Origin of the sequence: Asanoa ferruginea, from assembly GCF_003387075.1 — a bacterium.
Lineage (GTDB): Bacteria > Actinomycetota > Actinomycetes > Mycobacteriales > Micromonosporaceae > Asanoa > Asanoa ferruginea.
Genome location: NZ_QUMQ01000001.1, coordinates 3,108,146 through 3,132,405, shown reverse-complemented (window position 1 = coordinate 3,132,405; position 24,260 = coordinate 3,108,146). Strand labels below are relative to the sequence as shown.

Below are 24,260 nucleotides of genomic sequence, written 5' to 3'. Positions count from 1 at the left end.
AGGTACCGGTAGTTGCGACACCCGTACACTCGTCCGCATGACAGCGACGACGGCGTTGGACCTGTCTTCAGTCACAAGCTCCGACGCGGCCCTTCGGGTATTTCTGCATGGTCTGCCCGGGGTCGACCAGGTTGGCGCCGAACAGCGCGCCGCGATGCTCGGCACCCGGTCGATCAAAACAACGGCCAAGGCCTGGGCGATCGACCTGGCGATCCGGATGGTCGACCTGACCACGCTGGAAGGCGCCGACACCCCCGGCAAGGTCCGCGCGCTCTGTGCGAAGGCCCGGCGGCCCGACCCGGCCGACCCGACCTGCCCGCCGGTGGCCGCGATCTGCGTCTATCCGGCGATGGTCCCGACCGCCGTCGAGGCGCTGGCCGGCTCCGGCATCCACACGGCGAGCGTCGCCACCGCGTTCCCCTCCGGGCAGGCGCCGCTCGAGGTCAAGCTCGCCGACACCCGGGCCGCCGTCGCGGCCGGCGCCGACGAGATCGACATGGTGATCAACCGGGGCGCCTTCCTCTCCGGCCGCTACCTCGAGGTCTACGAGGAGATCGCCGCGGTCAAGCAGGCCTGCGGCACCGCCCACCTCAAGGTCATCCTGGAGACCGGCGAGCTGTCGACCTACGACAACGTCCGCCGCGCCTCCTGGATCGGCATGCTCGCGGGCGGCGACTTCATCAAGACCTCCACCGGCAAGGTGCCGGTCGCGGCGACCCTGCCGGTGACGCTGGTGATGCTCGAGGCGGTGCGCGACTTCCGCGACCTGACCGGGCGCCAGGTCGGCGTCAAGCCGGCCGGCGGCATCCGCACCACCAAAGACGCGATCAAATACCTGGTGCTGGTCAACGAGACGGCCGGCGACGCCTGGCTCGACCCCGACTGGTTCCGGTTCGGCGCCTCGACTCTGCTCAACGACCTGCTCATGCAGCGCACCAAGCTCACGACCGGCGTATACGCCGGTCCCGACTACTTCACGCTGGACTGACGATGTTCGAATACGCACCCGCCCCCGAGTCCCGCGCGGTCGTCGACATCAAGCCCTCCTACGGGCTGTTCATCGACGGAAAGTTCGTCGACCCCGCCGACGGCACGTCGTTCAAGACGATCAACCCAGCCTCCGAAGAGGTGCTCGCCGAGATCTCCGAGGCCGGCCAGGCCGACGTCGACCGAGCGGTCGCCGCGGCCCGCAAGGCCTACGACAAGGTCTGGTCGAAGATGCCCGGTCGCGACCGGGCCAAATACCTCTACCGGATCGCGCGGATCATCCAGGAGCGCGGCCGGGAGATCGCGGTGCTGGAGTCGCTCGACAACGGCAAGCCGATCCGCGAGTCCCGCGACGTCGACATCCCGCTGGTCGCCGCGCACTTCTTCTACTACGCGGGCTGGGCCGACAAGCTCGACCACGCCGGCTTCGGCCCCTCGCCGCGCGCCCTCGGCGTCGCCGCCCAGGTCATCCCGTGGAACTTCCCGCTGCTGATGCTGTCGTGGAAGATCGCGCCGGCGCTCGCGGCGGGCAACACGGTGGTGCTCAAGCCGGCCGAGACCACCCCGCTGACCGCGCTGCTGTTCGCCGAGATCTGCCAGCAGGCCGACCTCCCGCCCGGCGTGGTCAACATCGTGACCGGCGCCGGCGAGACCGGCCGGTCGCTGGTCGAGCACGCCGGCGTCGACAAGATCGCGTTCACCGGCTCGACCGAGGTCGGCAAGGCGATCGCCCGCTCGGTCGCCGGCTCGCGCAAGAAGGTGACGCTCGAGCTCGGCGGCAAGGCCGCCAACGTGGTCTTCGAAGACGCGCCGATCGACCAGGCGGTCGAGGGCATCGTCAACGGCATCTTCTTCAACCAGGGTCACGTCTGCTGCGCCGGCTCGCGGCTGCTGGTCCAGGAGTCGGTCTACGAGCCCGTGCTGGCCTCGCTCAAGCGGCGGATGGCGCGGCTGCGGGTCGGCGACCCGCTCGACAAGAACACCGACATCGGCGCGATCAACTCGGCGGCACAGCTCGACCGCATCCGCACGCTGTCCGACATCGGCGGCGAAGAGGGCGCCGAGCGCTGGTCGCCGCCGTGCGACCTGCCCGACCACGGCTTCTGGTTCGCGCCGACCATCTTCACCGGCGTGACACAGGCCCACCGCATCGCCCGCGAGGAGATCTTCGGCCCGGTGCTGTCGGTGCTGACCTTCCGCACGCCGGCCGAGGCCGTCGAGAAGGCCAACAACACGCCCTACGGTCTGTCGGCCGGTGTGTGGACCGACAAGGGCTCGCGGATCCTGTGGATGGCCGACCGGCTGCGCGCCGGGGTGGTGTGGGCCAACACGTTCAACAAGTTCGACCCGACCTCGCCGTTCGGCGGCTACAAGGAGTCCGGCTACGGCCGCGAGGGCGGCCGGCACGGGCTGGAGGCATACCTCGATGTCTGACGCACGCGTGTCGGTCCGCAAGACCTACAAACTGTTCATCGGCGGCAAGTTCCCGCGCAGCGAGTCGGGCCGCTCCTACCTCGCACAGGATGCCAACGTGGCCCTGGCCTCCCGCAAAGACGTCCGCGACGCGGTGGTCGCGGCCCGCGCGGCCGTGAAGGGCTGGTCCGGCGCGACCGCCTACAACCGCGGCCAGATCCTCTACCGGGTCGCCGAGATGCTCGAAGGCCGCCGCGACCAGTTCACCGGCCTGGGCCTGCCCGCGGCCGAGGTCGACGACGCGATCGACCGCTGGGTCTGGTACGCCGGCTGGTCCGACAAGATCACCCAGGTCTACGGCGGCGCCAACCCGGTGGCCGGCCCCTACTTCAACCTGTCGTCGCCGGAGCCGACCGGCGTGGTCGGGGTCATCACCCCGCCGTCGTTCCTGGGCCTGGTCAGCGTGCTCGCCCCGGTCATCGTCACCGGCAACACGGCGGTCGTGCTGACCGCCCGCGACGCCCCACTGGCGGCGGTCACCCTGGCCGAGGTGCTGGCGACGTCTGACCTGCCCGGCGGCGTGGTCAACATCCTGACCGGCGACCCGGCCGAGACGGCACCCTGGCTGGCCGCACACATGGACGTCAACGCCATCGACCTGGCCGGCGTCACCGACCCGGCGCTGGCCACCTCCCTCGAAGAGGCGGCGGCCGGCAACCTCAAGCGCGTCATCCGCCCGCCGGCGAAGGCGGCCAACTGGTCCGACGACCCAGGCCTGACCCGCATGACGGCGTTCCTGGAGACCAAGACCGTCTGGCACCCCAAGGGCATCTAGCCCCGTCGCAGGCGGCGATGGTCGGCAGGCCCCGGCCTAAAGCAGGTCGCGTTGGCGGAAGCGGGGCTCGCCGGGCTTGTTCATGGCGGCGACCGTGAGCAAGCAAGCTGCCACGCCCGCCGGGTGGATGGGCGGCACGTCTAGCCAGGGCGCCACAAACGACTCGAAGGAATCGCCGTCGCGCAGTGACCCGGTGCCGTGGTCGGTGACCGGGTGGCCGATCAGGCCGAAGCGAAGCCAGCCGTCGTCGAGTTCTTCGAGGCGGTGCCCGAACCAGGCGGCCTGGGTACGCCCGATCCAGCCGAACTGGTCGGCCTCCCGATGGCTGTGGGCGATCGTGGAGTTCAGGCCGGCCACCGCCACTCGAAGATCAGGCATCTCGTAGAGGGTCCAAGGGTGGGTCTCGTTGAACGTCAGCCCCTCTACGCCGTCGTAGAGGTCGGCGAAGAAGCGCCGGAAGTGGCGCCACTTCGGCCAGTACGGCGGCTCCGGCGCGATCTCGTCGGCCTCGCAGTTCGCGAAATACGCGCGGCACGCGGCTCGGGTGACGTCGTGGCTGCCCGGCACGACCGCCACCCGGTGTGGCGCGACCCGGAGTAGTTGTCGCAGCCCGACGATAAAACTCAGCGCCTCGTCGAACTCGCGGATCCCGCCGGCTTCGGTCAGGTCCCCGCCCACGAGCACGCCGTGCACGGTGTCAGCACCCAACTGCTGCCGCACCGCCATCTCCATCGCACGCATGAGGTCGCGGCGGTGATAACGCCCGTCCAGGGCATAGCCGTCGGGCCCGAAGCGCAGACCCTGGAGGTTCAGGAAGGTCACCTCGTCGAGATGCTCGTAGAGCTCGGGTCGGGCCGGCGGATAGGCAGTGGCAGCGTGGGCGCGCAGTCGTGGATGGTGCAGGGCCACAGAGGGCGGCAGATCGGTCGACGGCGTCCTGCGCCGGCCAGCCGGCGGGTAGGCCGGCTGGCCCGGCGGCTTCGCCCTCCCGTTCATCGCCTCGGCGATCCGCCGCAGCATTCGGTCGCGCGCCTCCAGCGGATCGTCCACCCCGACCAGGTCAACAAAGGTGATCGTGGCGAGCAGCCCTTCGAGCGGGAAATCCTCCACCCGTACGGTGATGAGCTTGCTCTCCGGATGATCCGGCGCCCGGCGCAGTGCGGCCTGCCACTCCATCCGCCCGTAACGCGACCGCACATAGGTCGTCGTGAGCACGGCGATGACCGCGACGGACTGGCTGACCCCGCGGTCCATGAAGTCGATAAAGTTGCTCCCGGGAACGAAGTCCCACGCCTGCAACATGGTGCGATACCCGGCGACCTCTAGTTCCCAGGCGATCCACGTCGCCCATGGCTCGTCGATCGGTGCATAACTGATGAAGAAGTCGAGGCCATCCGCCGATCGATCCGGGTCATCGAGTCGCCGCATCCTGCCAGTGTGCGGGACGCTTCGGCGCTCATGAATGGATCAGATCAGGTTGCTTCCTCTCGACGCCGGGCCGACACCACCAGCGATCCACCGAGTCCTGGGAAGAGCCGGGCCAGCAACCTCGACTGGATCCATCGACCGGAGCGTAACCGCACGCCAACCAGGTTGGACTGAACGGTGATGAGGTCGAATCCCGTCGCGTCGAGAAGCTGCCGAAGCAGATCGACCGTGAATGGGCGGATGTGCAGATGAAGGTAGGCGTGGAGTGGATCTATCTGGCGCGGCGCGCGCCCGAAAAGGAACCGGATGCGATCCTGCAACGTCGCCAGATTCGGTGTGGTCAATACCAACACGCCGCCGGGTTTGAGCACCCGGCGTATTTCGCGTAACAGCGCGTCGGGATAGTAGACATGCTCGATCAACTCACCCATGAGGGCCGCCGCCACCGACCGATCGCTGATCGGGAACGGTCTCGTGGCGTCGAAGATCATGGGCCGATGCCGGGCACCGCCAGCGCGCAGCGCGGGCTCGACGAGGTCGGCTGCCAGCGTGATGCGATCGTCGTCGAGTTGATCGAGCATCGGTGCGGAGCCGACACCGACCTCGAGCACCGCACCGTCGACCCGCGGTCCGGCACTCAGCGCGGCGCTGAGCGCCTGGGTCGCCAAGTCACGACGGATCATGTGGTAACGGTCGGCGACGTAGCGAACCGTCGTCGCGGGGCTTTCATAACACGCGATGTTGGCCAGCCGCGCCTCCTCCGCTTGGGGGTAACCGGCGGCCTGGAACTCGACCTCGTGGGCGTCGAGAATGTCGAGGCCTTCGTCGGCGACCGCGAGCGTGCCAACCGTCTGGCCGCTCACTCCGCGTCGGCCGAGACGAGTTCTCCGGACCGGTCCGTGACGGCGCCCGACATCCCCCGCAACACGTCGGCGGCGATGGCCCAGCAGTCGCTGTCGGAGTAGAACTCGCGTTCGACCCGGTGGCTGGGTGTATCGATGCCACCGAGCGTCAGGTCTGGCCGATCGACATCGTGCAGCCCGAGCACGACCGTCGCCGCGGCAACTCCCGGGAGAAGCGCCGACGCATGGAACTCTCCCGCCGGCAGGTCGTAGTGTTGGCCGGCCTCCCAATATTCAGCCGGGACGGCGCGCGCATCGACGAAGCGATCGGTCGCGATGAGTTCGTCGACCTCACCCTTCGAGTGGACGGTGAACATGCGATAGGTCGAGCCACCCTCGAAGACGTGGACACGCTGGTTTCCGACCGTTCCGTAAAGCACCTGGCTGAGCAATTGCCAGCTGTGGCAATGGAATGGTGATGTGGTCAGTCGCGCCGGCGCGCGATCGGGCGGCCAGACGTGCACACAGATGCCTTCGGCCCCCAACCGATGAATCGGCAGGCAGGCGAAACCCAGCGGGTGTCGCACCGCCCGAACGTCTAACTCGCAGCTGACAATGCGCGTGAGCACATTGGCGACAATGCCGTGCACCTCAGGCACAGCCCCGCGGAGAACGGCGGTTCGCAGACCGGCGAAATTCACGGCAACGCAACTCCTTGAGCAGAATGTGATGAGAGTGGACCCCGCCATTACGGGTGGGTCACAACAAGGGAGCATCGGCACTGAGCTCGTGTGTCTCAGGCAGATACTGATCGAGTTCGCCGGGCTCAAATCGGCACATACCAACTATATGCCAGAACTCACCTGAAACCGCGCCATCCGCCTTATGCCGTCCATCCGCTCCGAACGCTACCCATCCATTAGGGAGTCCGAGAAGAGTGGCCGCGTGCGCGGGTTCGGCCGAGGCTGTGCGCCAAAGCCGAACGGTGCCATCGGTGCTGCTGCTGGCGAGAAACTCACCATTAGGGCTGAACACGACCGACCACACCCGACGGTTGTGTCCGGAAAGTTCGAAGACCCGGCGACCGGTACGCACCGACCAGATGTCGATCACTTCTTTGTCACCGGCCGTCGCGAGCAACTCTCCGTCTGGATGGAAGGCCACCGACCAGAGCTTGCCGCGACCGGGCCGGAGCCGGTGTAGCACCGAGCGGTCCGCGACGTTCCAGATCACGACGGTCTCGTCGTGGCTCGCAGTGGCCAGCATGTTGCCGTCGTGGTTGTAGGCGAGCGAGAAGATCCGGCCGCTGTGCTCCTGCGGCAGCACGTCGGCCCGCTCTGCCTCCCAATCCCAGATCCGGACCTGGGTGTCGTCACCGCCGGTCGCGAGGCGATCGCCGTCGGGGTTAAACGCGAGCGCGCGCACCCGGCCGCCTTCGCCGACCAGCGTGTTGCGCAGGCGGCCGGTCGACCGGAGCATGATCTTCACGTTTTCGTCGTCAGTCGCGATCGCGACCTGCTCGCCGTCGCGATGGAAGGCGGTCGCCCACACGTAGTCGGTGGCGGGCAGGAGCACCCGGCCCTCCTTGCCGGATTGGGCGTCCCAGAGATAGACCCGCCCGTCATTGCTGGCGGTGGCTAGCTCTGGCGCGCTCGGGCTGAAGACCACCGAGATCAACTGGTCCGCCTGGTGTTTGAGCACCCGAACGCACTGACCCGTGTGCGGCGACCACAACCGCACCACGCCGTCGTTACCGCTGGTCGCCAGCAACGAGCTGTCGCTATTGAAGGCCACCGCCCGCATCTGCCGGCCATGGCCCCGCAGCGTGTGCAGGTTTTCGCCGCTCTCGGTGTCCCAGAGCTTTGTGGTGAAGTCATTGCTGCTGGTGGCGAGTTGGGCGCCGTCGGGCCGGAACATCATCGGCCAAACGGAAGCGTGGTGCCGCCCAAGCTCGTGCACGATCGAGCAGGATTCCGCGTCCCACAACCACACGTCACCGTCACTGTCGCCGGTGGCGAACCGTCGACCGTCGGGGCTGAACGTGATCCGGTAAACCGCACCGGTGTGCTTGCCGATCTCCCGACCGGAGACTTCGCCGGTGGCGGCCGAGCGGTCCCAGCGGCGCAGGGACCCCTGCGTGTCAGCACTGACGAGGTAGCCGGCGGTCGGGTGGAAGTCGAGCGAGTAGATGGATGCCCGGTGCCCGGCCAGCCGATGGACGAGTTCACCCGTGCCGGGCGACCAGAGCCGAACCGCACCGTCAGAGCCGCCGGCTGCCAGCCAGGTGCCGGCCGGGTTGAACCTCAGCCAGTAGGTGCTTGCTCCGTCGGTCTCCAGCGAACGATGGAGCTCTCCAGTGTTGATGTCCCAGAGCTGCACCCGCACGTCGTCGCCGGTCGCCAGGAAGCGACCTCCGTCGTCGAAGGTCGCCGTGAAGACCCGGGTGTCGTGGCCAGGCAGTCGCCAGCGCAACTGGCCGGTACGGATGTCCCAGACCCGGACGACACCGTCGGACGCGCCGGCGGCCAGCAGCGTGCCGTCTTTGTTGAAGAGCATCGGCCAGACCCAGTCCTGGTGACCCTCCAAGATATGCAGGCACTCGCCGGTGTTGGCGTCCCAGAGGCGGACGGTCTCGTCGACGGAGCCGGTGGCCAGCAAAGGTTCGGTGGGGCTGAACGTGACGGCGTAGGACCGCCACTCGTGACCGACCAGAGTGCGGATCGGAGCGCCGGAGGCGGCGTCACAGATCAGCACCGAACCATCCTCATTGCCGATCGCGAGCAGCACGCCGTCGGCGTCGTAGGCGACCGGCCGGGGGAAGCGACCTTCTTCGAAACCGAACCGCACGCCGACCTCGGGAGGCATGGTTGCCGACTGCAGGCGCACCGCCGCGCCCGCCGCTGGGCCTCCGGTCAGCACCGCCGCACCACCGGCCAGCGCTTGGCGGACAAGCCCTGGGTCGGCAGTCGTCTTGATCAACGCCGCGCGGCGCCACACAGCATCGTGGGCCGAGACCCCGGTCAGGTCGGAATCGAGCAGCCGGGCGTCGTTGAGCAAGGCGCCGTCGAGCCGGGCGCCGATCAACCGCGATGTGATGACCCGGGCACCCCGCAGGTCGGCACCCGAGAGGTCCGCATCCGTGAGGTCGGTGGAGTCGAGCGACACGTCGACGAGCCGGGCGTCGCGCAGGATCGCCCCGCGGAGGTTCATGTTGGCCATCCGCGCTCCGGTGAAGTTGGCCCCGCTCAGGTCGGCGTCGGGCCAGGCGCGGTCGGAAAGGTTTTCGCCGTTGAGGTCGGCACCGCGCAGGTCGAGGCCTTCCGACGAGCTCAGCCTGGCCAGCACCTTCGTGGCGTTGTCGCGGCCGATCCGGCTGCCGCGGGACAGCTCGGCATCGGCCCAACCGCGGAGCTTCGTCGGATCGGCCAGGCCGCACAGGAAGTCGACCGTCAGCGACGTCAGGGTTTTGCGCTCGAGCAGTGGCGCCGGGCCGACCGGCCGGGCGTCGACCACACTGGCTAGATGGCGGGCCACCAGCCACTCGGCGACCGACTCGTGGATGAAGCCGAAGAGACCCTCGTCGGTGCGCACCAGCAGGCTGCCCGCCCCGACCGCGTAGGCGATCTGCTCCTCGGAGAGGTGGCCGCCGGCCAGCTCGGTGAGGTCCCGCGCCACGATGCCGAGTTCGTCGACACCGACCAAAGCGTCGCCGGTCTCCCACATGCGAAGCGCGAGGGTGGTGACCGCCGTCCAGAGTTCGGCCAGCCGCAGGCCGAGCGGCGCACCGGGGATGCTCTGGGTGCGGGCTTCCTCGAGGCTGAGCCAGTTGTGCAGAATCTGCTCGTAAAGACTTGCCGGACTGATGACACCGCCACTGATCGCGACCGCACGGAGTCGTTCTTCGTCGAGGTCGGCGATGAAACCCAGCATCCGCGGGTTCTGCGCGAGCGCCATCAGGCCTGGCACCTTGGAGAGCAGTTCGATGCGCTCGTCGACCGCCACTTCGTCGTTGCCGTAACGGCGAAGCAGCATGGTCCTGATCTGCTCCTGCGACAGGTCGGAGAGCGTGAGGATGCGGCGCTGAGCTAGCGCGCCGACCTGTGCGCCCATCGCGGTGAGCACCTGGCCGTGGGTCTGAAAATGCTGGGTCCGGCTGGCCACCACAATCTTGGCCCGTTCCGTCGCTCCGCTGATCAGGGTCGCCAGGTGATCGGCGGCGCGTTCGTAGGTGGCGCGCGCGACCAGCTCGTCGAAACCGTCGAAGATCAGCACGATGCGGCCCTGCTCGAGCATGTAGCGCAAAGCCCGCATGTCGATGTCGTCGTGCCGGTGCGCGGCCAGGTGGGCCGCGACGTGGGCCTCCAGGGTGTGCGTCTTGTCGAGCGCCCGCAGGTCGATCAGGATCGGCGTCAGATGCGGCCGCTCGTCGAGGATGCGGCGGGCTAGCTGGCGCATCGCATAGGTCTTGCCCCGACCGAAATCGCCCAGCAGCAGCACGAAGCGACCGTCGTCGGCGCTCACCTGGTCGATCAACGCGGCTATGACATCGGTGTGGACGGGCCCATGCGGGTTGAGCGCGTCGGTGAAGCGGTGCGGGACGTAGCCGCTCTCCGGGTAGCGCTGGTCAGAGGCCAGCGCTCGGGCCTGTGACTGCACGTATCCGCTGAGGTCGACAAGACCCTGGAACTGCAGAAAGCTCGTCAGCCGGACATCGCGCCGGGCGGCGTAGTGCCGGAGGGCGTCGGCCGGCTCGGCACCGTTGAACACCAGGGTCGACTCGAGGGCGTCGTCGATGGCGTGGACCCGGGCGTGGAACTGGTCGACTTCGGTCTCGCCGAACGGACCGACGCAGGCGCCGATCCGGAGTTGGCGAGCGTGCCCCTGCTCGACATAAGTCACCCGCAGGTAGGGCGGATCGCCCTTGATCCGGTGGACGACCGCGTTGGATTGGCGGGCCACGCACACGTCGGCCACCCGGTCGAGCAGCAGCCGCCGAGCGTCGAGCGCCGGTGGCGACTCGTCGATCGGCTCGCCGGCGACCCACTCCGCGCCCGGGTTGTGCCACATCGTGATCGCGGGCGCATCGGCGGCACCGGCCGACCCCGCCGGGAACGTGCCGTGCACGGCGCGGAACGGCTCCTGTATCGGCGCCGACCAGGACGGCTTACGCCGGGCGCTGCCGTCGGGCTGCCAGCGCCGCCGGTCGAGGTCGTAACGGCGGACCACCCTGACCACCCCGTCAGCCGAGATCCGCAGGAGTTGGCATCGGTTGGCCGCGCCGCGGTCGGGCTCCGCGCCGGGTGCGCGGCCAGCGCCGAGCGTCAGCAGCCCAGATGGCAGGTGTGCGACCCCGGCGCCGGCGTCGTTGCCGTGCAGGAGCAGGTTGAGCCGCGGACCGAGAAGCCCATCGAACGTAGCCGTGTCACCGAGATCGCCGTCGCCGGCCGCACGCCCACCGAGAGGATCGTGGTGGACGAGGCCGATCCGCAGCCAACCCTGCCGCTCGTAGTCGCGGAGCGCCTCCGCGAACCACTGCGCCTGCTCGATGCCGATCTCTCCGCCGTGCCCAGTGCGATCTGGACCGTCTTCAACTGTCGAGTTGAGACCGGCCAGCACCACCTTGAGATCCTTGATCTCGTAGAGGCTCCATGGCTGCTCGGCCTGCATGCGCACCACCCGGCCGGCGTCCGGCCAAGCGCCGAAGAGCGCGGCGAACCGGCTCCAGTTGCTCCAGTAGGGCCGACGGGGCTCGACCTCGTCGGCGTCGCACTCGGCGAAGTAGGCCTTCGTGGCCTGGAGGTTGACGTCTCGGCTGCCCGGGACGATCGCGATCCGTTCGAAGCCCAGGCCGAGCCGCTCCGCCAGCGTCTCAAGGAACGCCTTGACCAGGTCGTATTCGCGCGGCCGCCCGGTGCGCGCGAGATCGCCGGTGACAACCACCAGGTCGGGTCGCGCACCGTCGATGGTGTTGTCCAACGACTTGAGTTCGGCGGCAAGCTCGTTGCAGAGCTCTAGATGTGGGTTGTCCTGGCCGACGACGGGTGCCCCGAACAGGTGACCCGCGGCGAGCCCCAGGCCGGCGAGATGAAGGATCGTGATCGCCCGCTCGCCCGAGACCTGCTCGCTGGTGAGCTCGTCGAAGCGGACGCCGAGCGCGGCTGCCAGGACCGCCAGCTCTTCCATGCCGATTCCGCGGCTGTGATTTTCGATCTTCGCGATCGTCACCCGGGTGAGGGACGGCATGCCGAGTGCGGCGCAGCGTTCGGCCAACTCGCGCGCTGACCAGCCCAGCTCGTCGCGTCGGCGCCGAATGGAAAGGGCCACGTTTCTGGTCAGGTTAGGCGGAGCCACGGCAGCACCCCCACGTCGACAGGTTCTCACTGTAAGCCATGTTGTTCCACAAGGGAACAACTCAACAATGCCAAGTAGAACAGATCATCGCCGCCGAACAACGCAGCTCTAGCTGCACGGAGGGTTAGGCCTTAGTCTCTAAAGGAGGGTTGTCATGTGCTCCAGGCGATCAAGATCACCCGCAGGGAGATCAATTGAGCCAGCGCGAGAACAGCGGACTCAACCAGCCGGGTGATCCCGAGCGGGTTGACACCCACGCGCCGGCGCAGCGGACACCGCGCGAGCAGGACGAGGCCGACCTGAGGTTCGACCAGATCTACTTGAAGGCCGACCGTCAGCTCGACCAGGAATACCTGGTCTTCCGCGCCAGTCGCAGCGAGGAGTCGGCCCGCCGCCACCGGCGCAACGAGTGGAGCAAGACGCTGCGGACCATCGCAGAGGCGGCAACGCCGAGCCTGGTGGCGGGTGCGACCTATATCGCCTCACAGGTTCTCGGGCTCAGCGCCCAAGAGGCGATCACCGCCGCCGGCGTCGCGATCGCGGCGGCGAGCGCCGGGGCGGTCGCCCGCCGGGTGGGCCGGCGCCGCTAGCGCGAGTGGCCGTGCCTCGGCACGACGAAGACGCCTCCGATCACCGCGAGCATCACCGTGGCGCCAAAAAACACCGTCAGCATTACCGCGCGATCGTGGTCGAAGAATTTGGCGAGCCCGGCGGCGAGAAGCAACGCGGCGGCAGCCACCAGTGAGATGACGCGCACCACTCGCATAAAGGACGGAGCGGCACTGGGCCCAATCACGTGCCGACTGTAGCGCTTCCGGTCTCCTGGCGGCATGCCTCCACGCCTCGGCCGTTCAGCGGATCTCCGCTCGCCGATCGGACCAGCTCGCAACCGGTCTACTACGCAAGGTAGGATCGACGTGTGACGCGGTTGGGAGATCTCGAGCGGGCGGTGATGGACGTCCTGTGGGATCGTTCTGGGCCTGCCACGGTGCGCGAAGTCGTCGATGGCCTGGCCGGGCGTGACCTGGCCTACACCACCGTGATGACGGTGCTCGACCGGCTCGCCGGCAAGGGGATGGTCGAGCGCGAGCGCACCGGCCGGGCCTGGAGCTATCAGCCGATCGCCGGCCGCGACGAATACATCGCGCAGCTCATGCTCGACGCCCTCGATCTATCCGGTGAGCGCGACGCGGCACTGGTGCGGTTCGCCCGGTCGGTGACCGGTGACGAGGCCGACGTGCTGCGCGCCGCGCTGGATAAAGACCAGGGCTGACCGATGCACTACACCGCACACTTCGGCGCGGCGGTGCTGGGCTGCTATCTGGTCGCCTGGGTGATGTTCCGGTCCCGCTGGCCGGCCAACAGCCCGACCATCGCGATCCTCTGCTGGCAGGGCATCGGCCTGGCCATCGGGCTCTCCGCGATCGGCATCCCGATCTCGATCGGCCTCGCGCCCTACCACCAGCCGCCGGGCACCGCGCTGCGGTCGCTGGCCGGCGACCTCGCCGGCGGTCGACTGCCGGCCCAGCTGGGTGTCGGGCACCTCGCGCTGATCAGCGTCGGGCTCGGCGTCGGTGTGGTGCTGTTCTGGTCGACCGGCGCCAGCCTGCGCGCCGCGGCCAAGGCCCGGCAACGCCAGCGCGACCTGCTCGCCCTGGTCGCCCGGGCCGACCCGGCCGCGCCGGGTGCGTTGGTGCTCGACCACCCCAGTGCGGCGGCCTACTGCGTGCCGGGGCTGCGGCCCCGGTTGGTGATCAGTGCCGGCGCGCTCAGCCTGTTGCGCCGCGACGAGTTGGCCGCCGTGCTCAGTCACGAAGAGGCACACGCCAAGGAGCGCCACGACCTCGTGTTGCTGCCGTTCACCGCGCTCGTCCGGGCGCTGCCCGGGGTGAGTTGGGTCGGCCGCGCCTTCGCCGCCGTCGCGCTGCTGGTCGAGATGCGCGCCGACGACCATGCCCGCCGGCTGCACACCGACGAGTTGCTGGCGGCCGCGCTGGCCCGGTTCGCGACCGCGCCGTCGCACGCGACGCCCGCGGGCATGCTCGGCGCCGCCGAGCACGACATCGTCGCCCGCGTCCGCCGGCTCCGCGCCCCGCTGCACCCCACACCGGCTGTGGCCGTGCTCTCGCTGGCCGCCGCGACGCTGCTCGCGGTGTGGGCCGGCGCGCTCTTCGTTTCCTGACACACGTCTACGACGTTTCGTAGTACAGTCATGTACATGACTACTACAGAACGTAGGAGAACATAGGTAGGGAAGCTACGTGTAGAGTCGCTATAACAAGCGAACAACACTATCCCTCCGGAGGGGTGGCCATGGATCCCCTGCCGCTCGCCCGCCTACAGTTCGCGACGACGACCTCGATCCACTTTCTGTTCGTCCTCGTGACGCTCGGCCTGGTGACGCTCCTCGTCTATCTGCAAACCGCCGCGTTCGTGACCCGTAAGCCGGTCTACGAACGGATGGTGCGGTTCTGGGGCTCGATCTACCTGATCAACTACGTGGTCGGCATCGCGACCGGCATCGTGATGGAGTTCCAGTTCGGGCTCAACTGGAGTGGCCTGTCGCGCTACATCGGCAACGTGTTCGGTGCGCCGATCGCCATGGAGACCCTGCTCGCGTTCTTCCTCGAGTCGACCCTGCTCGGCATGTGGATCTTCGGCTGGCACCGGCTCCGCCGCGGCGTGCACCTAGCCCTGATCTACGGCGTCGCCATCACGGCGTACGCGTCGGCGTTCTTCATCATGGTCGCCAACGCCTGGCTCCAGCACCCGGTCGGCTACGAGGTCCGTGACGGCGTCGCACACCTCACCGACTTCACCGCCCTGCTGACCAACCCGACCTTCACGATGGCGATCGGGCACGTGCTGTCGGCCGCGCTGCTGACCGGCGGCATGGTGCTGGCCGGCATCAGCGCCGTGCTGCTGCTGCGCCGCTCCCCCGACTACGAGTTGCTGCGCAAGTCGCTGTGGATCGGGCTGGTGACGGTGACCTGCGCCGGCGTCCCACTGCTGGGTTTCGGCTTCGCCCAGTTCGGCACCGTCGGCCCGGTGCAGCCGACGAAGTTCGGCGACGACGCGGCCAAGGCGCAGGCGGTCGCCGACTTCACCGCCAGGTTCGGACCGGGCGATTACCTGCCACCGGCGTACGCCAATGTCAGTCTCGGTTTCATGATCTTGATCGGTTTCATCCTGGCCTGGGCGGTCCTGATGCTGCCGCTCTTCTACCGCGACTGGATCATCCGGCTCAAGTTCCCGCTGGTGCTCGTCGTGCTGGCGCTGCCGCTGCCGTTCCTCGCCGCCATCCTCGGCTGGCTCACCCGCGAGGGCGGCCGGCAACCGTGGGCCGCCTACGGCCTGCTCAAGGTCGACGACGCGGTCAGCCCGATCAGCGGCGGCGTGCTGCTGGCGTCGTTCCTCGGTTTCACCGCGCTGCTGCTCACCCTCGCCGTGACCAACTGGGTGCTGATCGCCAAGCGGGCCGCCCAGGGCACCGCCGACCCCGCCCTCGGCCGCTCGCTGTCCGACCTCTCCCCCGAAGAGCACCGGCCCGAACCGGTCCTGGCCCGATAGGAGCAAAGACCGCATGGACCTCATCTGGTACGCCCTGCTGGGCCTGTTCTTCGCCGCCTACCTAGTGCTCGGCGGCTACGACTACGGCGTCGGCCTGCTGCTGCCGGCACATGGCGACGACCCTGACCGGCGCGCCGCGCTCACCGCCGTGGGCCCGTTCTTCCTCGGCAACGAGGTCTGGCTGGTGGCCGCCCTCGGCATCCTGTTCGGCGCCTTCCCGCACCTGGAGGGCGAGTTGCTGTCCGGCCTCTACCCGGCCGTCGTCGTGGCGTTGGTCGGGGTGGTCCTGGTGACCGTGGCCGTGCAGCTACGCGGGCGGCCGGACCGCCTGGCCGCCCGGGCCCGGTGGGATCACGTGGTGGTCGGCGGCAGCGCGCTGGCCGCCCTCGGCTGGGGTGCGGTGCTCGGCGGGATGCTTCAGGGTGTGCCGCTCGACGCCGCCGGCCACGTCGGTGGCATCGGCCATCTGGCGACGCCGTTCGTCGCTGCGACCGCGATCACACTGGTGACGCTCGTCGCGGTGCAGGGCGCCACCTTCCTGTCCCTGCGGATGCCGAAAGAACAGGCGCCGCGGCGGGCCGCACTGGTCGACCGGCTCGTTCCGGTCGCCCTCGGTGCTGTGGCGGTGACCACGCTTCTCGGCCTGCTCTCCGCCGACGTGCGGGCGGCGGTGAACGCCTGGGCCTTCCTGCCCGTGCTGCTCATCGTGGTTGTCCTTGGCGCGGCGCGGGCTTTCGCGCATCGGCGGCCGGGCTGGGCATTCGCCGCGAGTTCCGTCGCGCTGGTGGCGCCGGTGCTGGTGGTCGGGCTCGGGCTCTACCCGGCCGCGCTGGTCTCGACGGTCGACCCGGCCGCGACGCTGACCGTCGCCGAGGCCGCTGCCGCACCGTCGACGCTGCGCCTGCTGAGCTGGCTCGCGCTGCCACTGGTTCCGGTGCTTATAGGCTTCCAGGCGATGAGTTGGTGGGTGTTCCGCGGTCGGATCGACGGCAAGGCCCCGGTTTACTGGTGAGCCGCCGGCGACCGTTCGACCCGCGCCTGATGCACCGGGTGCCCGCGACCCGGCGCCATTTCGCCGTGCTCGGGTTGGCCGGCGTCGCGACCGCCGTGGTGATCGTGCTCCAGGCGACCGCGTTGGCCACGGTGCTGACCGCGGCCGCCGGTGGTCGCCTCGACCGCACCGCCCTCGGCCTGTTCGTCGTCCTGGTCGCCGGCCGCGCCGCGCTGGCCTGGGCCCAGGGCGCGGTGACCGCGTGGAGCGCCGCCGCCGTCAAGGAGGCGCTGCGGGTCGAGTTGCTCGGCTCGGTCACCCGGCGCGACCCGGCCTGGCTCGCCGGCCAGCGCGGCGGCTCGCTGGCCACCCTGGTCGGCCGCGGCCTCGACGGGCTGGACGCCTACTTCACCGGCTACCTGCCGCAACTCGTGCTCGGCGTGACCATCCCGATCGCGGTGCTGGCCCGGCTGGTGTTCGCCGACTGGACCTCCGCGGTGATCGTCGCCGTCACGCTCCCGCTGATCCCGGTCTTCGGCGCACTCGTCGGCTGGCAGGCCCAGGCGGCCACCGAGCGGCAGTGGCGGCGGCTGTCCCGGCTCGGCGGCCACTTCCTCGACATGCTCAGCGGCCTGCCAACGCTGCGCGCGTTCGGCCGGGCCCAGGCCCAGGTCGACGTGGTCCGCCGGATGGCCGACGCGCACCGCGAGGCGACGATGAAGACGCTGCGGATCGCGTTCCTCTCGGCCCTCGTGCTGGAGTTGGTGGCGACGATCTCGGTCGCGCTGGTCGCGGTGCCGGTCGGCCTGCGGCTGCTCTCCGGCGGCATCACCCTCCAGGTCGCGCTGCTCGTGCTGCTGCTGACCCCGGAGGCCTACCTGCCGCTGCGCGCCGCCGGCAGCAAGTTCCACGCCAGCCTCGAAGGCCTGACCGCGCTCGACGAGGCGTTGTCCGCACTGCCGTCCTCCTCCGCTCCGGCCGTTGGCATTGCCGTGCCGCGTCCCGGCCCGCTGGTGTTCGACGGGGTGACGGTGACCTACGACCGCACCACGGCGCTGCGCGACGTCTCGCTGACCATCCAGCCCGGCGAGCGGGTGGCGATCGTCGGCCCGTCCGGCGCGGGCAAGAGCACGCTGCTCGGCCTGCTGCTCGGCTTCGTGCAGCCGACCGCCGGCCAGGTGCTCGTCTCCGGCGTCCCCCTGGCCGACGCCGACCTGGACGCCTGGCGCCGCCAGATCGCCTGGGTGCCACAACGGGCGCACCTGTTCGCCGGCACGGTCGCCGACAACGTGCGGCTCGGCGCGGCGCCCTCCACTGACCTCGACAAGGCGGCCACCGCGGCCGCGCTCGACGAGGTCGTCGCGGCGCTGCCCGACGGTTGGGAAACCATGCTCGGCGAGCGGGGGTACGGGTTGTCCAGCGGCCAACGCCAACGGATCGCGCTGGCCCGGGCGTTCCTGCGCGACCAGGCGTCGCTGGTGCTCCTCGACGAGCCGACCGCCCGGTTGGACGCCGCGTCGGAGGCGGCCGTCGTCGAGGCGACGATCGGCCTGCTCGCCGGGCGCACCGGCGTCTTCGTCGCGCACCGCCCGGCCCTGCTCGCGGTCGCCGACCGGGTGCTGCGGGTCGACGGCGGCGTGGTGACCGAGCTGACGCCCGCCAGGGTGGGTGCCTGACATGACCGCCGCTGAGCGCACCGTCCTGCGGGTCGCCCGGCCCTGGCTGGGTCGGCTGATCGGCGGCGGCCTGCTCGCGGCCGGCACCGAGCTGGCCGGGCTGGCCCTGATGGCGACGGCGACCTGGCTGCTCATCACCGCCGCCGGGCAACCGCCGGTGGCGGCGCTCACCGTCGCGATCGTCGCGGTCCGGACGCTGGCCATCGCCCGCGGCGTACTGCGCTACACCGAACGGCTCGCCGGCCACGACGCGGTGCTCCGGATCATCGCCGAGGTCCGCGCCCGGATCTTCGCGACCCTTGCCTCCCGGCCCACCCGAGCCACCGACCGGTCCGGCGACGCGCTGAGCCGGCTGGTCTCCGACGTCGACGCGGTGCAGGACCTGCTGCTGCGGGTGCTCGTTCCGGCTGCCGCCGCCGGGCTGGTCGCGGTGCTCGCGGTGATCGGTGCCGCGGCGATCAGCCCGCTGGCCGCGTTGCCGCTGGCCGCCGGGCTGCTGCTCGCGTCGGTCGCGCTGCCCTGGGCGGCGTCGGCACTGAGCCGGCGCACGGCCGCGGAGGTGGCGCCGCTGCGCGGTGCGCTGGCGGTCGACGCGATCGACCTGACCGCGGGCGCGGCCGACCTGGCTGCGTTCGGTGCGACCGGCCCGGCCCTCGCGCGGGCCGCCGGACGCGCCGCGACGCTGGCCCGCCTCGAACGGCGGCTGGCCTTGATCGGCTGGGCGGTCGACGGCGCGGGCGTGCTGCTCGCGGGTGCCACCGCGGCCGGCGTGGTGCTGGCTGCGCTGCACGCCGGCACCTCGGGAACGTTGGTCGGCGTGCTCGCCGTCGGGACGATCGCGGCCGTCGAGTCGGCGCTGGCGCTGGTCGGTGCCGCCCGGCAGCGGACGCAACTCGGCGGCGCGCTGGCGCGGGTGGCCGCGTTGCTCTCCCCGACGCCCGGCCCTGTCGTGTCGACCGCCGACGGCGTCCCGGGCGTCGACCACGTTTCGGTGACCTACCGCGCGGGCGCGGCGCCCGCCCTCGCCGATGTCAGCCTCAGCTTGCCGCCGGGTCGGCGGGTGGCCGTGGTCGGGCCGAGCGGCGCGGGCAAGAGCACGCTGCTCGCCGTGCTGGCCGGCACCGTCCGCCCGGACGCCGGTCAGGTCGTCGGCGCAGGCGACCCGCACCGGGTCGGCGGCTTGTTCGCCGACGCCCACGTCTTCCACGCCCCGGTCCGCGACAACGTGCTGCTGGCCCGGCCCGACGCCACCGACGATGACCTCGCGGCCGCCGCGGCACCGGCCGGCTTCCTCGACTGGGTGCACGAGCAGCCCGCCGGCTGGGACACCGAGGTCGGCGAAGACGGCGGCCAGCTGTCCGGCGGCCAGCGGCAGCGATTGGCGCTGACCAGGGCGTTGCTGCTCGCGCCCGAAGTGCTGGTGCTCGACGAGCCGACCGAGGGCCTCGACCCGGCCGCCGCCGACGCGGTGCTGGCCGCCGTGGTCGCCGCCGCACCGGGCGCGGTCGTGCTGGTCACCCACCGGCTCAGCGGGCTCGACGACTTCGACGAGATCCTGGTGCTCGACTCGGGCCGGATCATCCAGCGCGGCCGGCACGCGTCGCTGATCGCCGAGCCCGGCTGGTACCGCGACCAGTGGCGGATCCAGCAGGCCGACGAGCGCGGCTATCTGGCGTTCGCTCCTTAGGGGAGACCACCGGAGGCCGCTGCGGGGTCTGTCGTGCCAGGCTTCCGGTATGCGTGCCAGCCTCGTCGACCAGCACCTCCGGCTGCTCGACCGGGCCCTGTCCGGTCCGGCCGCGCTCAAGCGGCGGATGCTGACCGAGGCCCGCGACGGCCTGGACGACGCGGTGCGCGACCTGCGCGAGGCCGGGCAGCCTCTCGCGGTCGCTGAACATGCGGCGGTCGCCGAGTTCGGCACGATCTCCCAGGTGGCACCGGCCTTCCAAGCCGAACTCGCGGCATCGGCGGCGCGGGTGTTCGGGCTGCGGGTGGTCGCGGTGTTCGCGGTCTCGGCCATTTGCAGCGACCTGATGTGGCAGGGCGCGCCCTGGACGGGCCCGCAACCGCCGACCGCCTACCTGGCCCTGTCGGCGGGCGTCGACTGGCTCGGCCGGCTGTCGGTCGCTGCCGGTTTCCTGGGGAGTGTCGCGCTCTGGCTGGCCACCCGCTACGGCCGCCCGGTGTCACCGCGGCTGCTGCGCACCGCGACCATCGCCCTGGCCGCGGTGCTCACCCTGGTCGCGGTCAGCGGCATCACCTTGTACGGCTGGTCGGCCGAGATGTGGACCGCCGCCCTGACCTGGCCACCGATGATCGTCGGCGGCATCGCGATGACAGCGGCAGCTACCTGGATCGCCCGCGCGGCCGCAACCACCCTGCGCGCCACCTGAGGCGCCGCGCCGCCGCCGGCGTGTCGCGCGGGGTTGGTGGGCTGAGTCGCGGTGGCGCGAAGCTGGCAAGCGGAGCGAAGCGCAGCGATCCCTGGCGGGAGCAACGGTCGTGCCCACCGCGAACCCGAGCCAGAAGTTGTCTAGGTGGGTTCGGCGCCCAGGAAGCGGCCCACCGTCGAGCTGAACTCGTGCCAGTTGGTGCGTTCGCCCGCGAGGGCGCGGCGGCCGGAGCCGGTCAGCTCGTAGGTGCGGCGTTCGCGGCCGTTGACCGTGCTCCAGGAGCTGTCGACGAAGCCGGCCCGCTCGAGGCGGCGCAAAGCCGGGTAGACCGTGCCGGTGGGCAGGTTGAGCGAGCCACTGCTGCGGGCCTTGAGGGCCTCGATGACCGCGTAGCCGTGCAGCGGGCCGTCTTCGAGCACCGACAGCAGCAGCGCGTCGAGGTGGCCGTGCAGCGCCTGCGCCTTCATAGGTAGGAAGCCTACTCGTAACGGCGTGACCATGCCAGGAAGTGGTGACCCGGGGTGCGGTCGGTGAACGCCACGGGAGCACACTAGGGTGTTCGTGCGCGAGGTCACCAAAGCACGCCCGAAACACACCACTCCCGGAGGTCAGCGTGGCGCGCCAGTCCAACCGGTCCAAGGCCAAGCCGCCGTCTACGGACGAGCCCGCGGCAGAGGTCGAGGAGACCACGGCCGGCAGCGACACGACCGAGCCCGCGGCGGTGGAGACACCGGCTGAGACCGCTGAGGTGGATGAGGTCGACGCGGTCGACAACGACGCCGACGACGATGCCGACGAGACCGGCGTTGACCCGGCCGAGCAGCGGGCGCTCTGGGACGAGCTGCGGATCGACCCGATCGAGATCGCGCTGCCTGCCGGCACCGGCTACACGCTGCGCGCCTACCGGATGTCCAACGAGCTGACGCCGACCGACACCTCCGACCGCGAGGAAGACGACCTGTTCGCCGCCCGCGGCCGCCAGGACGACGAAGACGACGACGCCGACCTCTTCACCGACGAGGAGTTGGCGGAGCAGGCCGAGGCGGCCGGGCGCAAGGAACGCGGCGAAGACGACGACGAAGAGGCCGAAGAGGCTGACGCCGAAGCCGAGGCCGAGCTCGAAGAGGACGAAGAGGAAGAAGAAGAGGAAGAGCCGGAGGCCGAAGAGGTTCCCGTCTTCCTCACCCACCGGGGCAAGCTGCTGCTCTTCCGCAGCGCCGAAGGCCTGGTGAGCTTCATCCGCTCGGGCGCGCCCAACGACTTCGCCCAGGTCGACACCTGGGCCACGCTGGTCGACCGGCTCGAGCCGGTCAACGTGGCGCCGCTCGACGAAGACTCCTACGAGCTCGACCTCGTGGTGGAAAACCTGCGGGGCGGGCACGACAGCTGGGATCCGCCGCTCATCATCGAGGCCGGCGAGGTCGCCCGCGACCTGTCCTACGCGTTGCGGCTGCCCGCGGTGCTTGACATGCTCTCCCCTGGCAACAGCCTCGATGACCTCGACGAAGCCCTGCGTGGCGTGGTCGACGGCGGGATCGGCGGGTTCATGGCACGCCGCCGACTCCGGAAAATCGGGGCACAAACCGCAAGTTTGGGCTGGCGCACGATTATCGGCAAGATCTCTGCCGCTGTGGACTGGCGCGACTGACCCCCAACCAGGGAACATCAGTCCTTGGCACACGAGATGTGCCCGGGGAGGAGGACGACACCGTGGCGCTCGTACGGGTGTACTGCGGTCTCGCATCGGCGGAACCGACGGGTCGGCCGGCAGGCGCTGGCACAGGTCTGACGGCTGCTGTTGTCGACGACGCCGGGCGGCTGCTCGGCGTATGCGAGATCACCGACGACCCGGCGGGTTACGCCCAGCTTGGCGCCGTTCTGGCCGAGCGGGCCAACGGCCCCGGTTCGGCCGCCATCGCCGCTGACAGCGACGACCACCAGGTGACGTCCCTGCTCACCGCCGCCGGCCGGCCACTGGCCATCGCTGACGACGACGCCGTCGACGACTTCGCCGAGCGTTTCGCCGACGACGAGTCCCTCGAAGAGATGGAGTCCCCGCCGGCCGAGCGCCGCGCGGTCGGCCTCGCCCGGGCGTTGCAGGCGGGCGCCATCTTCGCCATCGGTCTGCCGGTGCCCCGCGACCTCGCGCCCTACCGGCCGATCCTGGCCGCGCACTCCGCCCTCGCCGGCGGCCGGCACTCCGCCGCGGCGACGCTGCGCGAGGTGCTCCGTGAGCTCTACCCCGCCGCTCTGCGCGCCTTCTCCGACCCGGCCGAGCCGCTGACGCTCGCCGTCCTCGACGCGCTTCCCGAGCCCGGCACGCTGAGCGGCACCGTCGCCCGCGGCCGCGATCTGCCCGCGGCGGCCGAGGCGGTCGCCGTCCGGCTGACCGCTTCCGGCGTCGCCGACCAGGCCAGGGTGCTCGAGGCGATCACCGCGCTGCGGGTCGCGATCGCCGAGACCCCGCGGCGCGGCACCATCAACAAGACGCTCGCCAGCGCGTCCGCCGACGCGGTGCGCCAGGCCGTCGCCGCCGTGCGCTCCTGCGACGACGGCTGCGCGGCCCTGGTCGCCACCCTGGCCGCCCGCACGACGCTGGTCACCGCCGCACCTCGCCGGCCGATCCGGCGGGCCACCGCCGAGACCGAGCCCACGCCGCTCCGGCGGGTCACCGAAACCGAGCCCGCGCCGGTCCTGCGCGTCGCCGAGACCGAGCCTGCGGCGACGCCGGCCGGGCTACACGCGCTGCCGTTGCCGCTGCCCGATCGCTCTTCCACCGGCCGCCGGCACCGCCCGGAGCCGGCCGCCGCGGCGACCACTCCGCGTGCGCTGACCACCCCGCCGGTCGCGCCGGCCCCGGTGGCACCGCCACCGACCGCGCCCACCCCGGTCACCACCGCGGCCTCCGTTCCGTTCGCGGAGCCGGCCCAGCCGGTCGAGCCGGCCCGGCCGCAGCGCGCGGCGAGCCCCGCCCGGCCGCCCAACGCACCGCGTCGCCAGGCCACGCCGCGCACCCCGGCCCGTTCGGCCGAGCCGCCGGCGGCAGCCGCGACCCCGCCCGCCGCGAGCGCACCCACCGGCGCGTCGATGCCGTCGCGCAGCCCTGGGCACGCCTGGTCGACGGGCTTCGACGGCACCAGCCGCTACGAGCAGCCGGCCGCATCCGCTTCCAACGGGTTCGACAGCGCCAGCCGCTACGAGCAGCCCGCCGCTTCCGACGGCCCCGGCCGCTACGAGCAGCCGGCCGCGTCGGACGGGCCCGGCCGCTACGAGCAGCCCGCCGCGTCCGACGGACCCGGCCGCTTCCAGTCGCCCGCCGCGTCCGACGGGCCCAGCCGCTTCCAGTCGCCCGCCGCGTCCGACGGGCCCAGCCGCTTCCAGCAGCCTGCCGCCTCCAACGGGTCCGACCGGTCCAGCCGCTTCCAGCAGCCTGCCGCTTCCGAGGGTTCCGACGGGCCGAGCCGCTTCCAGCCCGCCGCCTCCAACGGTTCCGACGGGCCGAGCCGCTTCCAGCCCGCCGCCTCCAACGGTTCCGACGGGCCGAGCCGCTTCCAGCCCGCCGCCTCCAACGGTTCCGACGGGCCGAGCCGCTTCCAGCAGCCGGCTGCGGCATCCGGTTCCGGCGGCTTCGACAGCACCGGCCGCTACGCGCGGCCGGCGCCGACCGAGCAGGCCGGGTTCGACAACGCCAGCCGCTACGAGCAGCCGGCCGCCACGCCGCAGTCGGCTCCGCCCGCCGCGCCGCAGTCCCCGGCCGCCATGGCGATGCCGTTG

18 protein-coding genes and 1 pseudogene are annotated in these 24,260 nt (G+C 70.8%); 13 read left to right on the top strand and 6 right to left on the bottom strand.

Features of this window, described 5'->3' with window-relative positions:
- The first annotated feature begins 37 nt into the window (after nucleotides 1-37).
- Genes deoC through DFJ67_RS14850 form a run of 3 tightly spaced genes read left to right on the top strand, consistent with a single transcriptional unit; the run spans nucleotide 38 to nucleotide 3,235 of the window.
- The gene (gene deoC, locus DFJ67_RS14860; RefSeq protein WP_116068426.1) at nucleotides 38-988 is read left to right on the top strand and encodes a deoxyribose-phosphate aldolase; all 951 of its coding nucleotides are present in this window, start codon (nucleotides 38-40) and stop codon (nucleotides 986-988) included.
- Between the two features lie 2 nt (nucleotides 989-990).
- Entirely contained in the window at nucleotides 991-2,421 is a 1,431-nt protein-coding gene (locus tag DFJ67_RS14855; RefSeq protein WP_116068425.1) for an aldehyde dehydrogenase family protein, read from the top strand.
- Nucleotides 2,414-3,235: an aldehyde dehydrogenase family protein gene (locus tag DFJ67_RS14850; RefSeq protein ID WP_116068424.1), complete on the top strand. Its 822-nt coding sequence runs from the start codon at nucleotides 2,414-2,416 to the stop codon at nucleotides 3,233-3,235. The genes DFJ67_RS14855 and DFJ67_RS14850 overlap by 8 nt, the downstream gene beginning before the upstream one ends.
- Nucleotides 3,236-3,271: 36 nt before the next feature.
- Here the strand turns inward: DFJ67_RS14850 and DFJ67_RS14845 are convergent, their stop codons facing one another.
- Genes DFJ67_RS14845 through DFJ67_RS14830 form a run of 4 tightly spaced genes read right to left on the bottom strand, consistent with a single transcriptional unit; the run spans nucleotide 3,272 to nucleotide 11,829 of the window.
- Complete coding sequence (locus DFJ67_RS14845; RefSeq protein ID WP_116068423.1) at nucleotides 3,272-4,663, bottom strand: TIR domain-containing protein; 1,392 nt, start codon at nucleotides 4,661-4,663, stop codon at nucleotides 3,272-3,274.
- 44 nt (nucleotides 4,664-4,707) lie between these two features.
- The gene (locus DFJ67_RS14840) at nucleotides 4,708-5,526 is read right to left on the bottom strand and encodes a class I SAM-dependent methyltransferase (protein WP_116068422.1); all 819 of its coding nucleotides are present in this window, start codon (nucleotides 5,524-5,526) and stop codon (nucleotides 4,708-4,710) included.
- On the bottom strand, nucleotides 5,523-6,206 hold the full coding sequence (locus tag DFJ67_RS42290; protein WP_147315506.1) for a hypothetical protein: 684 nt from the start codon (nucleotides 6,204-6,206) through the stop codon (nucleotides 5,523-5,525). Before DFJ67_RS42290 ends, DFJ67_RS14840 begins: the two co-directional genes overlap by 4 nt.
- A 58-nt stretch (nucleotides 6,207-6,264) precedes the next feature.
- The gene (locus DFJ67_RS14830) at nucleotides 6,265-11,829 is read right to left on the bottom strand and encodes a WD40 domain-containing protein (RefSeq protein ID WP_147315505.1); all 5,565 of its coding nucleotides are present in this window, start codon (nucleotides 11,827-11,829) and stop codon (nucleotides 6,265-6,267) included.
- A 221-nt stretch (nucleotides 11,830-12,050) separates the two neighbouring features.
- On the opposite strand from DFJ67_RS14830, the gene DFJ67_RS14825 reads away from it, so the two are divergent.
- Nucleotides 12,051-12,446 carry a hypothetical protein gene (locus DFJ67_RS14825; RefSeq protein ID WP_116068419.1) on the top strand — a complete coding sequence of 132 codons (396 nt, stop codon included), beginning with the start codon at nucleotides 12,051-12,053 and terminating at the stop codon, nucleotides 12,444-12,446.
- Here the strand turns inward: DFJ67_RS14825 and DFJ67_RS42695 are convergent.
- The gene (locus tag DFJ67_RS42695) at nucleotides 12,443-12,616 is read right to left on the bottom strand and encodes a hypothetical protein (RefSeq protein WP_170215851.1); all 174 of its coding nucleotides are present in this window, start codon (nucleotides 12,614-12,616) and stop codon (nucleotides 12,443-12,445) included. The genes DFJ67_RS14825 and DFJ67_RS42695 overlap by 4 nt on opposite strands.
- Nucleotides 12,617-12,775: 159 nt before the next feature.
- On the opposite strand from DFJ67_RS42695, the gene DFJ67_RS14820 reads away from it, so the two are divergent.
- The 7 genes from DFJ67_RS14820 to DFJ67_RS14790 all read left to right on the top strand — a co-directional run bounded on the left by DFJ67_RS14820 (nucleotide 12,776) and on the right by DFJ67_RS14790 (nucleotide 20,486).
- Nucleotides 12,776-13,129: a BlaI/MecI/CopY family transcriptional regulator gene (locus tag DFJ67_RS14820; protein ID WP_116068418.1), complete on the top strand. Its 354-nt coding sequence runs from the start codon at nucleotides 12,776-12,778 to the stop codon at nucleotides 13,127-13,129.
- A 3-nt stretch (nucleotides 13,130-13,132) separates the two neighbouring features.
- On the top strand, nucleotides 13,133-14,038 hold the full coding sequence (locus tag DFJ67_RS14815; RefSeq protein WP_116068417.1) for a M56 family metallopeptidase: 906 nt from the start codon (nucleotides 13,133-13,135) through the stop codon (nucleotides 14,036-14,038).
- Nucleotides 14,039-14,169: 131 nt separating this feature from the next.
- Nucleotides 14,170-15,426 carry a cytochrome ubiquinol oxidase subunit I gene (locus DFJ67_RS14810; RefSeq protein WP_116068416.1) on the top strand — a complete coding sequence of 419 codons (1,257 nt, stop codon included), beginning with the start codon at nucleotides 14,170-14,172 and terminating at the stop codon, nucleotides 15,424-15,426.
- A 13-nt stretch (nucleotides 15,427-15,439) separates the two neighbouring features.
- A complete protein-coding gene (locus DFJ67_RS14805) occupies nucleotides 15,440-16,438 on the top strand; it encodes a cytochrome d ubiquinol oxidase subunit II (protein WP_116068415.1) in 999 nt (332 codons plus the stop codon).
- Nucleotides 16,439-16,467: 29 nt separating this feature from the next.
- Nucleotides 16,468-18,093: a thiol reductant ABC exporter subunit CydD gene (cydD, locus tag DFJ67_RS14800; protein ID WP_116076219.1), complete on the top strand. Its 1,626-nt coding sequence runs from the start codon at nucleotides 16,468-16,470 to the stop codon at nucleotides 18,091-18,093.
- Nucleotides 18,086-19,780, top strand: a complete 1,695-nt coding sequence (cydC, locus tag DFJ67_RS14795) for a thiol reductant ABC exporter subunit CydC (RefSeq protein WP_409362949.1) — start codon at nucleotides 18,086-18,088, stop codon at nucleotides 19,778-19,780. The genes cydD and cydC overlap by 8 nt, the downstream gene beginning before the upstream one ends.
- A 49-nt stretch (nucleotides 19,781-19,829) precedes the next feature.
- A complete protein-coding gene (locus tag DFJ67_RS14790) occupies nucleotides 19,830-20,486 on the top strand; it encodes a permease prefix domain 1-containing protein (protein ID WP_116068413.1) in 657 nt (218 codons plus the stop codon).
- 140 nt (nucleotides 20,487-20,626) lie between these two features.
- On the opposite strand, the gene DFJ67_RS14785 is transcribed toward DFJ67_RS14790, so the two are convergent.
- Nucleotides 20,627-20,953: a PadR family transcriptional regulator gene (locus tag DFJ67_RS14785; protein ID WP_116068412.1), complete on the bottom strand. Its 327-nt coding sequence runs from the start codon at nucleotides 20,951-20,953 to the stop codon at nucleotides 20,627-20,629.
- Nucleotides 20,954-21,099: 146 nt separating this feature from the next.
- Between DFJ67_RS14785 and DFJ67_RS14780 the strand changes: the two genes are divergently transcribed.
- Nucleotides 21,100-22,134: a SatS C-terminal domain-containing protein gene (locus DFJ67_RS14780; protein WP_409362948.1), complete on the top strand. Its 1,035-nt coding sequence runs from the start codon at nucleotides 21,100-21,102 to the stop codon at nucleotides 22,132-22,134.
- Nucleotides 22,135-22,172: 38 nt separating this feature from the next.
- Nucleotides 22,173-23,588: pseudogene (locus DFJ67_RS44685) on the top strand (transposase); the annotation flags it as partial.
- Nucleotides 23,589-24,260: the final 672 nt, after the last annotated feature.